Annotated in this window: 8 protein-coding genes; 6 read left to right on the top strand and 2 right to left on the bottom strand. The window is 72.0% G+C overall.

Annotation, left to right across the window (positions count from 1 at the left end; translation table 11 throughout):
* Nucleotides 1–13: 13 nt before the first annotated feature.
* A complete protein-coding gene (locus FXF68_RS02960; RefSeq protein ID WP_148757339.1) occupies nucleotides 14–6,268 on the bottom strand; it encodes a type I polyketide synthase in 6,255 nt (2,084 codons plus the stop codon).
* A gap of 19 nt (nucleotides 6,269–6,287) precedes the next feature.
* Complete coding sequence (locus FXF68_RS02955) at nucleotides 6,288–6,722, bottom strand: allene oxide cyclase barrel-like domain-containing protein (protein WP_148757338.1); 435 nt, start codon at nucleotides 6,720–6,722, stop codon at nucleotides 6,288–6,290.
* 249 nt (nucleotides 6,723–6,971) lie between these two features.
* Here FXF68_RS02955 and FXF68_RS02950 point away from each other — a divergent pair, with 249 nt between their 5' ends.
* From FXF68_RS02950 to FXF68_RS02925, 6 genes are all read left to right on the top strand, one after another.
* Nucleotides 6,972–7,955 carry a Gfo/Idh/MocA family protein gene (locus tag FXF68_RS02950; protein WP_222869784.1) on the top strand — a complete coding sequence of 328 codons (984 nt, stop codon included), beginning with the start codon at nucleotides 6,972–6,974 and terminating at the stop codon, nucleotides 7,953–7,955.
* Between the two features lie 54 nt (nucleotides 7,956–8,009).
* Entirely contained in the window at nucleotides 8,010–9,107 is a 1,098-nt protein-coding gene (locus FXF68_RS02945) for a glucose-1-phosphate thymidylyltransferase (RefSeq protein ID WP_148757336.1), read from the top strand.
* Complete coding sequence (gene rfbB / locus FXF68_RS02940) at nucleotides 9,104–10,090, top strand: dTDP-glucose 4,6-dehydratase (RefSeq protein WP_148757335.1); 987 nt, start codon at nucleotides 9,104–9,106, stop codon at nucleotides 10,088–10,090. Before FXF68_RS02945 ends, rfbB begins: the two co-directional genes overlap by 4 nt.
* Nucleotides 10,091–10,105: 15 nt before the next feature.
* Entirely contained in the window at nucleotides 10,106–11,311 is a 1,206-nt protein-coding gene (locus FXF68_RS02935; protein WP_148757334.1) for a nucleotide disphospho-sugar-binding domain-containing protein, read from the top strand.
* A 67-nt stretch (nucleotides 11,312–11,378) separates the two neighbouring features.
* A complete protein-coding gene (locus FXF68_RS42025; RefSeq protein WP_187437686.1) occupies nucleotides 11,379–11,984 on the top strand; it encodes a TetR/AcrR family transcriptional regulator in 606 nt (201 codons plus the stop codon).
* A 93-nt stretch (nucleotides 11,985–12,077) separates the two neighbouring features.
* The gene (locus tag FXF68_RS02925) at nucleotides 12,078–13,568 is read left to right on the top strand and encodes an MDR family MFS transporter (RefSeq protein WP_148757333.1); all 1,491 of its coding nucleotides are present in this window, start codon (nucleotides 12,078–12,080) and stop codon (nucleotides 13,566–13,568) included.
* Nucleotides 13,569–13,665 lie beyond the last annotated feature (97 nt).

Raw genomic sequence — 13,665 nt, 5'->3', positions numbered from 1 at the left:
TGTCCCGCCAGCCCTAGAGTTCGTTCTCGATGAAATCGAAGAGGTCCTCGTCGGTCGCCGCGTCGAGCCGCGCCGCGATGTCCGCGGAGTCGGCGTCGTCCGCCGCGTCGCCGATCTCGCGCACTTTCTGGAGCAGCGCGGTCAGGGACTCGGTCACTTCCGCGCGCGTCCCCGGATCCGCGGCGGCGGCGAGCACCGCGGACTCCAGCCGGCCCAGCTCGGCGAGCGCGGGCGGGCCCGCCGCCGCGTCGCCGGGGACGAACAGCGCCAGCAGGTGGTCGGCGAGCGCGGCGGGCGTCGGATGGTCGAAGACCAGCGTCGACGGCAGCCGCAGCCCGGTGCGCGTGCTCAGCCGGTTCCGCAGCTCGACGCCGGTGAGCGAGTCGAACCCGGCCTCCTTGAACGCCTGGTCGCTCTTCAGCACGGACGGCGAGTCGTGGCCCAGCACCGCGACCGACTCGGTGCGCACCAGGTCCACCAGCGCCTCGCGGCGATCGTCCTCCGCCAGCTCCGCGAGCCGCCGCTTCCACGCCTCGCCGGTCTCGCCGGACGGGGCCGCCGCCCGCCGCGCGCCGCGCTGGACGAGCCGTCCCAGAATCGCGGGCAGCACCCCGGATTCGGCCTGAGCCCGCAATGCGGCGGTGTCCAGCCGGGCGGGAATGAGGACCGCCGGGCCCGAGTCGTGGGCGTCGAACAGGGCGAGCCCCTCCTCGGGGGAGAGCGCGCGTATTCCGGTGCGCCGCATTCGGGCGAGATCGGTCTCGTCCAGCTCTCCGGCCATTCCCGAACCGTTGTCCCACAGGCCCCATGCGAGGGACGTCGCGGGCAGCCCTTCGGCTCGGCGGTGCCGGGCCAGCGCGTCCAGGAAAGCGTTGGCGGACGCGTAACCGGCCTGCCCGGCGGAGCCCAGCACCCCGGCGACCGACGAGAAAAGGACGAACGCCGACAGGTCCATTCCGGCGGTCAGCTCGTGCAGATTCCAGGCCGCGTCGGCCTTCGCGCGCAGCACTTCGCCGACGCGTTCGGGCGTGAGCGTGTCGAACGTCCCGTCGTCGAGGACCCCGGCGGCGTGGATCACCGCCGTCAGCGGATGCTCCGCCGGGACGTCCTTGAGCAACTGGGCGAGGGCGTCGCGGTCCGCGACGTCGCAGGCCGCGATGGTGACGTCGGCGTCGAGTTCGCGCAGCTCGGCGGCCGTGCCGGCGGCCGGGCCCCGGCGGCTGGCGAGGAGCAGGCGGCGGGCGCCGTGCTCGCGGACGAGATGCCGCGCCACGAGCGTCCCGAGCGCCCCCGTCCCGCCGGTGATCAGGATTGTCCCCTCCGGGTCGATCGGACGCGGCAGCGTCAGGGCGACCTTGCCGATCGTCCGTCCCTGGCTCAGCCGACGGAACGCCTGCGGCGCCTGCCGCACGTCGAACGCGGTGACCGGCAGCGGGGTGAGCCGCCCGCCCTCGAAGAGTTCGACGAGCGCGCCGAGCATTTCCCGGATTCGGTCCGGATCGGCCTCGCTCAAGTCGAAAGGCGAGTACCGGACGCCGGGTTCGACGGAATCCCGCAGATCGGTCTTCCCCATTTCGAGGAAGTGGCCGCCAGGCTTGAGGAGGTCGAGAGAGGCGTCGATGAAGTCGCCGGAGAGCGAGTTCAGGACGATGTCGAGACCGCCCGGGAACGCGTCCCGGAAGTCGAGCGTCCGGGAATTGGCGATGTGGTCGGCGTCGAGCCCGCGGCCCTCAAGGGTCGCCCACTTGCCGGGGCTGGCGGTGCCGTAGACCTCGGCGCCCCAATGGCGAGCGAGCTGGGTGGCGGCCATGCCGACCCCGCCAGCCGCCGCGTGGATGAGCACACGCTGCCCGGAACGGATCCCCGCCAGATCACGCAACCCGTAATAGGCGGTCAGGAACACCACGGGAGTGGTCGCGGCCTGCGCGAACGACCAACCGCTCGGAATTCGGACCGCCAATCGCCGATCGGTCACGGCGACCGGCCCGAGCATTCCGGTGAACAGCCCCATGACCCGGTCGCCGACCGCCAACTCCGTGACATCGGCGCCGACCTCGGTGACGGTCCCGGCGCCCTCACCGCCCAGGACGGCGTCGCCCGGATACATTCCCAGCGTCATCAGCACGTCGCGGAAATTGACCCCGGCGGCCCGCAGTTCCACGCGGATCTGGCCGGGCCCGAGGGGAGCGGCCGCCTCCGGGTTCTCCACCAACTCCAGGTTCTCCAGCGTCCCGGGCGCGGACACGGAAAGCCGCCAGTTCGGCACGCCGTCCGGCGGGGTGAGCGCCCCATCGGAACCGGCCCGGACGACCCGCGGAGCGAAGACCTCCCCGTCCCGGACGGCGAGGCGCGATTCCCCGGCCAGCGCCTTCGCCACCGCGCCGGGCAGCGCGTCGGCGGAGCCGCTCCGGTCATCGACGTCGATCAGCGCGATACGTCCGGGGTTCTCGGTCTGCGCGGCGGCCAGCAGGCCCCAGACGGCGGCGCGCGAAAGGTCCCGGACGGGCTCGCCGTCACCCACGGAAACCGCCCCGTGAGTCGCCACGACCAGCAGCGAAGAATTCAGCGCCTCGACCGAGAGCCATTCCTGCACCAACCCGAGCGCCTCGCTGACACCACCATGGACGCCCTCGACGAACTCCGATCCACCCGAACCCGCGCAATGCCAAAGGACAGCGCTCGGAACTGAACCGTTCGACAATCCGGCAAGCTCGCCCCTGCCGTTGAGAACGGTAAACGGCTCCTCGGACGCCTCTCCGTCGACGGGCATCCAGTCGAGATGGAACAGCGAGTCCCGATGGCCGGGGAACGACGCCGGACGAGTGGCCAGCGTTTCCACCGACGCCACCGGCGCGCCATCCCCGTCCGCCACGGTCAACGACCACGAACCGGAACCGGACGGCGACAGCCGCACCCGCGTCTCCGACGCGCCCGGCTTGTGGACGGTCACACCCGTCCAAGAGAACGGCAGCCGCGCCGCGCCGGAGTCCTCGACCGCCATGGTCGGGTGCAGCGAGGCGTCGAGCAGCGCCGGGTGCAGCGTGAACGCCGCCGCGTCGGTGATCTCCTCGGGCAGCGCGACCTCGGCCAGCAGTTCGTCGCCGTGCCGCCAGGCCCGCCGCAGCCCCTGGAAGGCGGGGCCGTAGGCGAGGCCCGCGTCCGCCAGGCGGTCGGCGAGCCCGTCGAGCCCGATCGCCTCGGCCCCGGACGGAGGCCAAACACCCGGGTCGGCGGCGGGAACATCGGCAGCCACGGAGAGGACTCCGGTGGCGTGCCGCGTCCAGACCGACTCGGACTCGGCGCGGACGCTCATGTCCCGCCGCCCGGCGCCGTCCGCCGGACCGACCCGGACCTGGAGCCGCACGCTCCCGCCCTCCGGCAGCACGAGCGGAGCGTCCAGCGTGAGTTCCTCGACCGTGTCGCACCCGATCTCGCGAGCCGCGTGCGACGCCAATTCCAGGAACGCCGTGCCGGGGAAGAGCACGGTTCCCTGAACGGCGTGGTCGGCGAGCCACGGATGCGTTTCCAGCGAGACCCGGCCCGTCAGCAGATAACCCTCGTCCTCCAGCGAGATGACCTCGCCAAGGAACGGATGCCCCGAGCCCCCGGCCGTCGCGGGCCGCGCATCGAGCCAGAACCGGCGCCGCTCGAAGGCATATGTGGGCAGCTCAGTGTGACGCCCGTCCGGGAGGACTTTCGCCCAATCCACAGCCGCCCCACTGCTGTGGATGTTCACGACACCGGAGAGGAGTTCCGACGCCTGCGGCCGCTTCGGGTTCTGCAAGGCGATGGTCGCCGCGGAACTGATGTCGGCGGTCAACGCGGTGAGCGTCGCGTCCGGCCCGATCTCGACATACGTCGTGACACCTTGCTCGTCCAGGTATTGGACGGCCCGGTGGTAGTTCACCGTCCCGAGCAGATGCTCCGCCCAGTACGCAGGTCGGTGGTCGGCGGGCTCTCCGGTGAGGTTGGAGATGACGGGAATGGACGCCGCACCATGCGCGAGACCACGAGCCGCAGCCGTCAAAGGCTCGACGGCCCGCTCCATCAACGACGAATGGAACGCGCGGTTCGTAGGGAGAATCCGCGTCCGCCGCCCCTGCTCCTTCCACCGCCCGGCGATCTCCCGCACGGCCTCCGGAGGACCGGAGATCACGCAACTGGTCGCGGTGTTGACGGCCGCGACGCTCACGCCCTCCGGAAGAGTCCCGGCGATCTCGTCGGGCGCCGCGCCGATGGCGGCCATCGCGCCCACCGGAGTGTCATGCATCGCCCGAGCCCGAGCGGTGACCAACGCCGCCGCGTCCGAAAGCGAAAGCGTCCCGGACGTGTGAGCGGCCGTCAGTTCCCCGAGCGAATGCCCGAGCAGGTAGTCCGGTGTGATGCCCCAATCCGCCAGCAGCGCGTGAAGGGCGACCTGGTAGGCGAACAGGGCGGGCTGCGTGTAGAGGGTCTCGTTCAGCCGCTCGGGGTCGTCGGCGAACATGACGTCCTTGAGCTGCGGATCCAGGTGCGCGCACGCCGCGTCCAGCGCCTCGGCGAACACCGGGAACGCCTCGTACAGCTCCCGTCCCATCCCGGCCTGCTGCGACCCCTGCCCGGAATAGAGGAAGGCGACCCTCCCCGCATTTCCGTCGACCGGCCGCACATCCGACAGCCGCTCGACGAGCTCGTCGACGGTCCGCGCGACGACACCGCCGCGATACTGGAAATGAGTGCGCCCGTTCGCCAGCGTGTGGGCGACATCGGCCAGCCCGAGTTCACGATGCTCGGAAACGAACTCCCGCAGCCGCTCGGCCTGCGACCGCAAAGCCGATTCGGTCTTCGCCGACAGCACGACCGGCAGCGGACGTTCAGGCGGCTCCGCGCCGGCCGGAACGGCCGCCCCTTCTTCGAGGATGACGTGGGCGTTCGTCCCGCTGATCCCGAACGACGACACCGCCGCCCGGCGCGGACCGTCCCGCTCCGGCCACGGGGTCGCCTCCGTCAGCAGGCTGACCGCCCCGGAATCCCAGTCGACATGCGGCGAGGGAGCGTCCACGTGGAGCGTCTTCGGCAGCACGCCGTGCCGCATCGCCTCGACCATCTTGATGACTCCGGCGACCCCGGCCGCCGCCTGGGCGTGCCCGATGTTCGACTTGATGGACCCGAGCCACAACGGCCTGTCCGCGGGCCGTTCCTGTCCATAGGTCGCCAGCAGTGCCTGTGCTTCGATCGGGTCGCCGAGCGTCGTTCCGGTGCCGTGCGCCTCGACCGCGTCGACCTCGTCCGAGCGGAGCCGCGCATTGGCGAGCGCGGCCCGGATGAGGCGCTGCTGCGAAGGCCCGTTCGGCGCCGTGAGGCGGCTGCTCGCGCCGTCCTGGTTCACGGCGGAACCGCGGATCACGGCCATCACCGGATGGCCGTTCGCCTGCGCGTCCGACAACCGTTCGAGCAGGAGCATTCCGACGCCCTCGGCCCACCCGGCGCCGTCCGCCGCGGCGGCGAACGATTTGCACCGCCCGTCGGGAGCCATTCCGCGCTGCCTGCTGAACTCCACGAACAGCATCGGCGTCGCCATCACGGTCGCGCCGCCCGCGAGCGCCAGGTCGCATTCGCCGTTCCGCAGCGCCTGCGCCGCCAGATGCATCGTGACCAGCGACGACGAGCAGGCCGTGTCGACGCTGACCGCCGGGCCCTCCAGCCCGAACGAGTAGGCGAGCCGTCCCGACGCGAGGCTGTAGGAGCTGCCCGCGTTGAGGTATCCCTCCAGCTCGTAGGGGACGTTCCCGAGCAGCCGCGCCGCGTAGTCGCCGTACATGATCCCGGTGAAGACGCCCGTCCGGCTGCCGCGCAAGGCGCCCGGCCGCAGGCCCGCCCGCTCGAAGGTCTCCCAGGTGGTCTCGAGCAGGAGCCGCTGCTGCGGGTCGACGGCCAGCGCCTCGCGCGGGCTGATGCCGAAGAAGACCGGGTCGAACAGGCCGGCGTCGTGCAGGAAGCCGCCCTCGCGCGTGTAGCTCTTCCCGGGACGGTCCGGATCCGGGTCGTACAGCGCGCCGACGTCCCAGCCCCGCCCGGACGGGAACTCGGTGACCGCGTCCGTCCCGGACGCCACCAGCCGCCACAGGTCCGCCGGGCCGGCCACGCCGCCGGGGAAGCGGCAGGCCGTGCCGACGATCGCGATGGGCTCGTGCGCGCCCGCGTCCGCCGCGGCCAGCCGCTCCCGCGTCTGCTGCAGCTCGGCGGTCACCCTCCGGAGGTAGTCGCGAAGCCGATCCTCCACAGTCATCTGCTGGGTGCCCCCTTGGTCAGCCGTTCAGGACGAGGCTGGACTTGATGAGCGACGTCTCGGGGTCCGGCCGGTCGAGGAGCTGGAAGGTGCGGGTGCCGGCGAGGCCGTGGTACCGGCCGCTGATCCCGTGCGCCGGGACCGACTTCGGCTCGGTCACCGGGAACATCGTGTACGTGCCCGACCAGGTGACGCTGCCGTCCGCGTAGTCGTCGCGGGCGCTGACGATCTGCATGATCGTGCCGTCCGGCCGGGCGAAGATGACCGAGGTGCCCTTCGCGGTGCCGATCTGCGTGCCGTCGGCGTCGTACAGTTCGTCCTCGAACTCGACGCTGGACCCGAGGTTGACGCCGAATTGCGCGCCCTCTCCGCTTTCCGGTTTACCGCCGAAAACGATGGTGGTGTGGCAGATCTCCTTGATGTCCTCAAGGGTGATGGCTGTCGCGGTGTTCATGGGACTCCCGCCTGATTGGTGGCGCTGCCTGACGCCTCATCGTCAAAGCGGCCGCTAAAGCCGCCCTAGCCCGGGGCTAGGCGCGGTGCAAATTGGCGGCGCATTGTCGCCGCTTCAGCGAGCCCTAGTTCGCTTGCCTTCCCTGGAGGTAAGGGAGGCAAGGCGTGACCGCAGCGAAGCGAGCATCAGGGCGCTCCCCTTCGGGGGTCTGGGGGTCGCCCCCAGAGAGGCGGGGTCTCGTTGAGTGACGTGTTGCGTATCGGTGTCCTCGGTTGCGCCGCCATCGCGGGACGCAAGGTGCTGCCCGCGATGGCGCGGGTCGAGGACGTCGCGATCACCGCGCTGGCGAGCCGCGACCCCGCGAAGGCCGCCGAGTTCGCCGGACGTTTCGGCGGCGCCCCGGTCACCGGATACGCCGACCTCCTGGACCGTCCCGACGTGGACGCCGTCTACGTCGCCGTCCCGACCGGCCTGCACCACCGCTGGGCGCTGCGGGCGTTGGAGGCGGGCAAGCACGTCCTCGTCGAGAAGCCGCTCACCGCCACGCTGGACGAGGCCGCCGAACTGGTCGCGGAGGCCAGGCGGTCCGGGCTGTGGCTGATGGACGACTTCATGTTCCGCCACCATTCCCAGCACACCGCCGTCCGGCGGCTCGTCGAGAGCGGGCGGATCGGCGAGGTGCGGTCGTTCGCGAGCGCCTTCGGGATCCCGCCGCTCGACCCGTCCGACGTCCGCTACCAGGCGGAACTCGGCGGCGGAGCGCTGCTCGACGTGGGCGTGTACCCGGTCCAGGCGGCGCTGATGTTCCTCGGCGAGGAGCTGTCGGTCGCCGGGTCCGTCCTGCGCGTCGACCCGGAGTTGGACGTCGACCTGGAAGGCGCGGCACTGCTGCACACCCCCGCGGGCGTGCCCGCGCACCTCTCGTTCGGGTTCCGGTCGTCCTACCGGTCCATGTACGAGATCTGGGGCAGCGAGGGACGGATCGTCCTGGAGCGGGCCTTCACCCCGCCGCCCACCCTGAACCCGACCCTGCGGGTGGTCCGGCAGGACCACGCCGAGGAGATCACCCTTCCGCCCGACGACCAGTTCGCCCAACTCGTCCGCGCGTTCGCGCGGGGCGTGCGGGACGGCGCGGTCCTCGGCCCGTACGCCGACCGGCTGCTGCGGCACGCGGCGCTGGTCGACGACATCCGGAGCCAGGCGCGACGCGGTCCGGCCGCCCCCACCATTTGACCGGCAGCGATTAACCGAATTTCCACGGAATTGACCGGTACAGGAAGGTCGATTATGAAGGCCCTGGTTTTGGCCGGCGGTCACGGCACCCGGCTGCGGCCGTTCAGCCACAGCATTCCCAAACAGCTCGTCCCGGTGGCCAACGCGCCGGTGCTCTTCCACGTGCTGGACGCGCTCCGCGCCGCGGGCGTCACCGAGACCGGAATCATCGTCAGCGCGCCGGGCGACGCCATCCGCGCCGCCGTCGGCGACGGTTCCCGGTTCGGCATGAGCGTCACCTATCTGCCGCAGGACGAGCCGCTCGGGCTCGCGCACTGCGTCCTCATCGCCCGCGACTTCCTCGGCGACGACGACTTCGTGATGTACCTGGCCGACAACGTCTTCGCGGACGGCATCGGCGAACCCCTCCTCGAGTTCCAGGAGCGGCGGCCCGCGGCGCAGCTCGTCGTCGCCAAGGCCGCCGAGCCCACCGAATGCGGCATCGCGGAGGTGGACGACACCGGACGCGTCCTCGGCGTGGAGGAGAAGCCGGACCGCCCGCGCAGCGACCTCGCCGTCACCGGCGTCTACTTCTTCAGCTCGCAGATCCACGAGGCCGTCCGGGCGATCGAGCCGAGCGCCCGCGGCGAGCTGGAGATCACCGACGCCGTCCAGTGGCTCGTGTCCGAGGGCCGGGACGTGCAGGCCCGCCTGCTCGCCGGTCCCTGGCACGACACCGGCACCGTCGACGGGCTGCTCGACTGCAACCGGACGCTGCTGGAGCGCCTCCGCCCCGAGGTCCGCGGCGCCGTCACCGCCGGGACGGTCATCACCGGCCCCGTCGTCGTCGCCGAGGACGCCCTGATCGAACGGTCCGTGATCACCGGCCCGGCGCTGCTCGGCCCCGGCTGCGTCGTGCGCGGCAGCCGGATCGGCCCCGGCACCTCGCTCGGCGCGGGCTGCCTGCTGGAGGACGCCGACGTCGAGCACTCGATGCTGCTGGACGGCGCGTCCGTCACCGGCGTCGGCCCGCTCGCCGGTTCGGTCATCGGACGGTCCGCGCTGGTCGGGCCGCCGCCCGGCGCGCCGGACGGGGAACGGGCCGCCCACCGCCTGGTGGTGGGCGACGATGGCCGGGTCGAGATCGCTCCCCAGAAAGGCAGGGACGCGTGAGGCTGCTCGTCACCGGGGGAGCGGGGTTCATCGGCTCCCACTACGTCCGCTGCGCGCTCGAAGGCCGCTACCGGGGGCTGGAGGACGCGCGGATCACCGTCCTCGACAAGCTGACCTACTCCGGGAACCCGGCCAACCTGCCGATGTCGCACCCGCGGCTCGACTTCGTCCAGGGCGACGTCTGCGACTCCGCGCTGCTGGCGTCGCTGCTGCCGGGGCACGACGCCGTGATGCACTTCGCCGCCGAGACCCACGTCGACCGGTCGCTGCTGAGCGGGGACGCCTTCGTCCGGACGAACGTCCTCGGCGTGCAGACCCTCCTCGAATCCTGCCGCCACACGGGCGTCGACCGCGTCGTCATCGTCTCGACCGACGAGGTGTACGGGTCGATCGGCGAGGGCGCGTGGACGGAGGAGTCACCGCTCGCCCCGAACTCGCCGTACGCGGCGTCGAAGGCGGGCGGCGACCTGATCGCCCGTGCCTACTGGCGGAGCCACAAGCTGAAGGTCTCGATCACGCGCTGCTCCAACAACTACGGGCCGTACCAGTTCACCGAGAAGGTCATCCCCCTCTTCATCACCAACCTGATCGACGGGAAGGACGTCCCGCTGTACGGCGACGGGCACCACGTCCGCGAATGGCTGCACGTCGACGACCACTGCCGTGCGCTGCACCTCGTCCTCACCGAGGGCCGCGCCGGGGAGGTCTACAACATCGCCGGGGACACCGCGCTGAGCAACCGCGAGCTGACCGGCCTGCTGCTGGACGCGTGCGGCGCCGGGTGGGACCGCGTCCGGCACGTCCCCGACCGCAAGGGCCACGACGAGCGGTACGCGCTGGACGACACCAAGCTCCGCACGCAGCTCGGCTTCGTCCCGGCGACGCCGTTCGCCGCCGGTATCGCCGAGGTCGCCGACTGGTACCGCGAGAACCGGGCGTGGTGGGAGCCGCTGCGCCACAAGGCCCGGCTGTCCGCCGGTTGAGTTGGGGGAGTTGTGATGCGGATCCTCTTCGTGCCCATGCCCGTGTCCACGCACTACCTGTCGATGGTCCCGCTGGCCTGGGCCTGCCGCGCGGCGGGCCACGAGGTGCGGTTCGCGGTGCAGCCCGCGATCGTGGACACGATCCGGCGGTCCGGGCTGACCGCCGCCGTCGTCGCCGACGACTACGACTTCGCGGGCGCGATCGCCGCCCGCCGCCGCGCCCGCAAGGAGAGCGGGCGGCCGCTGACGCCGGACATGGTGGCGAACCTGTCGCCCGCCGAGCGCCTCGCGGTGAAGGAGCGGATGTTCGCCCCGCAGGTCGCCGCCGCCGAGACCGTCGCGGACGGCCTCGTCGCCTACGCGCGCCGGTGGCGGCCCGGGCTGGTGGTCGCCGACCCGCTGGCGCTGGCCGGGCCGCTCGCCGCCGCGGCGGTGGACGCGCCGTTCGTCCGGCACCTGTGGGGACCGGACATCATCGGCACCATGGGCTTCCCCGGCCTCGGCATCGCCGTCGACCACTGGCCGAGCGCGCTGGTCGGGCTGTACGGGCGGCACGGCGTCGAGCCCGCCGCCGACTACGCCGTCCACACCGTCGACCCGTGCCCGCCGAGCCTCCAGGCCAACACCGGGCCGGGCCTGCTGCCGATGCGCTACGTCCCGTACAACGGGCCCGGGATCGAGCCCGGCTGGGCCGCCGGGTCCGGGCGCCGCCGCGTCTGCGTGACGTGGGGGATGACGTCCAGCGCGGTCGGCGGGCGGGAGGGGTTCCTCGTGCCGTGGATCCTCAAGGCGCTCGCCGACTTCGACATGGAGATCGTCCTCGCGATCAAGGCGTCCGACCGCGAGCTGCTCGGCGACCCGCCGCCCGGCACCCTCATCGCGGAGGAGGTCCCGCTGCACCTGCTGCTGCCGTCCTGCGACGCGATCATCCACCAGGGCGGCGGCGGCACGCTGCTGACCGCCGCCGCGCTCGGGATCCCGCAGTTGATCGTGACGAACTCCGGCGACCAGCAGTTCAACGCCCGGCTGCTCACCGCGACCGGGGCGGGCGCCGCGGTGTCGGTCGGCGAGGCCGCCGACGGCCCGCTGAAGACGGCGATCGCGGGCCTGCTGCACGACGACGCCGACGCGCTGCGCGCCGCCGCGGGCCGGCTCCGCGCGGAGATCGAGGCGCAGCCGACGCCGGGCGCGGTCGCCGCCGCGCTCGCCGGGACGGCCTGAACCGGCCCGCCCTGTGCTCCGTCAGTCCGGTTGCGAGGGCCGCCGGAGTTCTGTAAACATTTACTTCATGAGCACGAGCAGAGCGGCACTGTTGGACGCGGCCACCGCGGAGTTCGCCAAGCACGGCCTCCGGGGGGCCCGCATCCAGGACATCGTCGCGCGTGCGGGCGTCAACGAACGCATGATCTACCACCACTTCGGCAGTAAGGAGAAACTGTACGCCGCCGCGCTGGTCGACCGTTTCGCCGAACTGCGCGCGGCGTGGGCGCCCGTACTGGAGAAGGCCGTGACGATGGAGCCCTACGAGGGCATGCGCTTCGCGCTCTCGGGGTTCGCCGACATCATCATGGACCGGCCCCGGCTGGTCGGGCTCTGGCTGCACGAGGCGCTGAACGGCTGGCGGACCCTGCCGCTGCCGACGGCCGACATGCTGCCGAGCGCGCTCTCCGAGATCTACGCCCGCGGGCAGAAGACGGGCGTCTTCAGCAAGGCGCGCCCCTTCGAGCTCGCACACGGGACGGCCATGGCGGCGATGTTCGGCATGGCGGTCATGGCCCCGCGCGGGGAGCAGATCCTCCGCGCGGGGGGACCCGCGCTGGACGACGACGCCACCCGGCGCGACCTCGTCCTGGATCAGCTCATGAACGGCATGGCCACCCCGCGGGCGGACTGAGCGGCGAGGCGCCGGGGCCCCGCGCGGGGAGCGCCGGCGTCTCGCCTTCAGGTCCGCAGTAAATATGTACTGCACCCTCACCTGGAGAACCCGATGAAGGCAGAAGCAGAGACGCCGAAGGCGCGGACGGACGAGTCCCGGCTCCCGCCCGCGCTCGTCAAGCTCATGGTGGTGATCACCCTGGGCGCCCTCATGGTCCAGCTCGACGCGACCATGACGAACGTCGCGTACAACACGCTGCTGAAGGAGTTCGACGTCTCGCTGCTGACCGTCCAGTGGGTCGGCAGCGGCTACCTGCTCGCGATGGCCACGGTCATCCCGCTGACCGGCTGGGCGATGGACCGCTTCGGCGCCCGCTCGGTCTGGATCACATGCCTCGCGCTGTTCCTGCTCGGCTCGGTGCTCTGCGGGGTGGCCTGGTCGGCGAACAGCCTGATCGCGTTCCGGATCGTGCAGGGCCTCGGCGGCGGGCTGCTGCTGCCGCTCGGCACGGCCGTGCTCGCCCAGGCCGCCGGGCCGCAGCGGCTCGGCCGCGCGATGGCCGCCGTCGGCATCCCCGCCGTGCTCGCCCCGATCCTCGGGCCGGTGCTCGGCGGGGTGCTGGTCAGCGACCTGAACTGGCGCTGGATCTTCTTCGTGAACGTGCCGATCTGCCTGCTCGCGATCGCGCTCTCGGTCCGCTCGATCCCGGCCGAGCGGCGGCCCGACACCCGGCGGCTCGACATCCTCGGCGTGGCGCTGCTGTCACCCGCCTGCGCCGTGATCGTCTACGGCTTCACCGCCGCCGGACGCTACGTCAGCTTCGCCGACTGGCACGCCTACACCCCGCTCGCCGTCGGCGTCGTGCTCCTGCTCGTGTTCGCGCTCCACGTGACGCGGACGAAGACCGAGCCGATCATCGACCTGCGGCTGTTCAAGGCCGTCCGGACGTTCACCGCGGGCACCGCCGTCCTGTTCGTCGGCACCACGGCGCTGTTCGGCGCCGTCGCGCTGCTGCCGCTCTACTACCAGCAGCTCCGCGGGTACAGCGCGCTCGAGGCCGGGCTGCTGCTCGTCCCGCAGGGCATCGGGATGGGGCTCGCGCTGCACTTCGCGGGCAAGCTCACCGACAAGATCGCGCCGCGTCCGATCACGCTGTTCGGGCTCCTGCTGACCGCCGTCTCCACCTACGTCTACACGAACCTCGGGCCGCACACGAGCCTGTGGCTGATCAGCGTCATGCTGGTGGTCGGCGGCGCGGGGCTGGGCGCGGTGACCGTCCCGTCCATGGCGATCACGGTGCGGGGCCTGCCGCGCGAGATGATCCCCCGGGCCACCACCGCCAGCCGGATCCTGATGCAGCTCGGCGGCTCGTTCGGCGCGGCCGTGGTGCTCATCGTCCTGCAGAGCAGGCTCACCACCCACGCCAAGGCGGGGCACGGGCAGCTCACCCCGCAGGGCATGGCCGACTCCTTCGGCGTCACGTTCTGGTGGGTGCTGGCGTTCGCGCTGGCCGCCGTCATCCCCGCGCTGCTGCTGCCCGGCAAGCCGCCCGCGCGGCCGGCCCCGGCCGCCCAGCAGGAGAAGCGCCCCGCCACCTCCTGAGACGCACGGAAGCTGAGACGCACGGAAGCGAGAGAAGGAAGAAGGTCTCCCCCTGGCGGCTGGGGGAGACCTTCTCCTGCGGGGTGCGGGGATGCGC

The organism is Actinomadura decatromicini (genome assembly GCF_008121305.1).
GTDB classification, from domain to species: domain Bacteria; phylum Actinomycetota; class Actinomycetes; order Streptosporangiales; family Streptosporangiaceae; genus Spirillospora; species Spirillospora syzygii.
This window is presented reverse-complemented; position numbering and strand designations above follow the sequence as displayed.